Origin of the sequence: Microcystis sp. LEGE 08355 (assembly GCF_015207185.1) — a bacterium.
In the GTDB taxonomy this organism is placed as follows: domain Bacteria; phylum Cyanobacteriota; class Cyanobacteriia; order Cyanobacteriales; family Microcystaceae; genus Microcystis; species Microcystis panniformis.
Genome location: NZ_JADEXI010000873.1, coordinates 1 through 1366, shown reverse-complemented (window position 1 = coordinate 1366; position 1366 = coordinate 1). Strand labels below are relative to the sequence as shown.

The following is a 1366-nucleotide window of genomic DNA, read 5'->3' as shown; positions in this document are numbered from 1 at the left end:
GTACTCTCCCCAGTCCAACCTAAAGCTAAACTAGAAAGGGTGATACCTAATTGGGTAGTGGAAAGTAAGCGATCGAGACTTCTTTGTAGAGATTGGACCGTCTGCGCTGGCACATCTCCCGCAGCCACTAGCTGACTGACGCGGGTACGACGGACAGACACAAGGGAAAATTCCGCCGCTACGAAAAAAGCATTGAGGACGATTAGTAAAAAGACTAAAATTAAACGAGTCAATAAATCCTGATTATCCATAGCGAAAAGGCAAAATTCGCCTTTTTTAAAGCCTATCCCTTGGTTTCGTCCTTTGATTGCGGTTGGTTTTTCTGTTGTTGCATATAAACTCTCACTCTTTTAATTACTTCTTCTTCTTTCACGGGGATAAAAGTTTGATTGCGACCATAACTGGTGCGATCGTTGGTAAACTTTTTAGCGGGGTTGATATCCGGTTGACTGACTCCTTTTAGGGAGGCGATTCCCAATTGATAGGCTACCCAACCGCTACCGAAGCCGGCGGCTAACATGGCTACCATCAAAAGGAGTCCTAACTGCAAGGAGGTGCTGATTGAAAATTTTTTCATCTTGGTGGGGCTGGATTTTCACGTTCGGAGTAACTACCGATCTATAATGAGTTAATAGTATAACCCAGGGTTGGCCGAGCGGTTGAGGCAACGAACTCATAATTCGTGCTAGGCAGGTTCAACTCCTGCACCCTGGATAGTTTTGATGGCTTCGGAAGGTATTCGGTAGCAGTATTCAGAGTGTAGGGTGCGTGTTTGCGGTTACTAATTTGGTCAAAAAACCCAAACTAACAAGCCGCCGTAACGCACCAATTATATTATCTCTTGTTTCAAGGCTCTGCCTTGCAACACAGTATTTAAGGCTCTGCCTTAAATATTATTCAGGTAGAATCCTTGCTTCTGATCAAGGTTCTGGTATCTCCAACTGACGAAAAATTCTCACAGCCATCCTCGACAATTTCTCAATGTGGAGGGATGGCTGCGCACCGACCATTGAGGGGATTTTCTCAGATGGAATGTTCACTTCCTTCTCGTACCAATTGACAACCCTGTTGACTGAGATAACGCAACAAATCTCGACGCTTCATGAGGCGATCAAAGTCGGTACAATTTGGACATGGGTTGATGCGGAAAACATTAGATAAATTGGTTCTTCTAAATCCGCTTCTGGGTCTGTTAACAACGCATTAGGCAAGGGTAAAGATTCCCCCCTAGATAAATTAACTTCTGCCATGTCCACCAGCGCACTCGCTAAGGAACGGCGTACTGCTGCTAGATCATTTCCCCAGGAAATCACGCCAGGGAAATCTAAGACTTCTCCATGGACTCCCTGTTCCAGAAATTTATACA

General features: G+C 44.9%; 3 protein-coding genes and 1 tRNA gene. 1 reads left to right on the top strand and 3 read right to left on the bottom strand.

Annotated elements, in window-relative coordinates:
• Nucleotides 1–251: CNNM domain-containing protein (locus IQ242_RS24855; protein WP_193961793.1), on the bottom strand; the 251-nt coding region annotated here is incomplete at its 3' end.
• Between the two features lie 32 nt (nt 252–283).
• A complete protein-coding gene (locus IQ242_RS24850) occupies nt 284–577 on the bottom strand; it encodes a hypothetical protein (RefSeq protein WP_004159404.1) in 294 nt (97 codons plus the stop codon).
• Nucleotides 578–641: 64 nt separating this feature from the next.
• Between IQ242_RS24850 and IQ242_RS24845 the strand changes: the two genes are divergently transcribed.
• Nucleotides 642–714, top strand: a tRNA-Ile gene (locus IQ242_RS24845).
• A gap of 386 nt (nt 715–1100) precedes the next feature.
• On the opposite strand, the gene IQ242_RS24840 is transcribed toward IQ242_RS24845, so the two are convergent.
• Nucleotides 1101–1366 (bottom strand): type II toxin-antitoxin system HicB family antitoxin (locus IQ242_RS24840; RefSeq protein ID WP_193961792.1); only part of this gene is annotated, 266 nt, incomplete at its 5' end.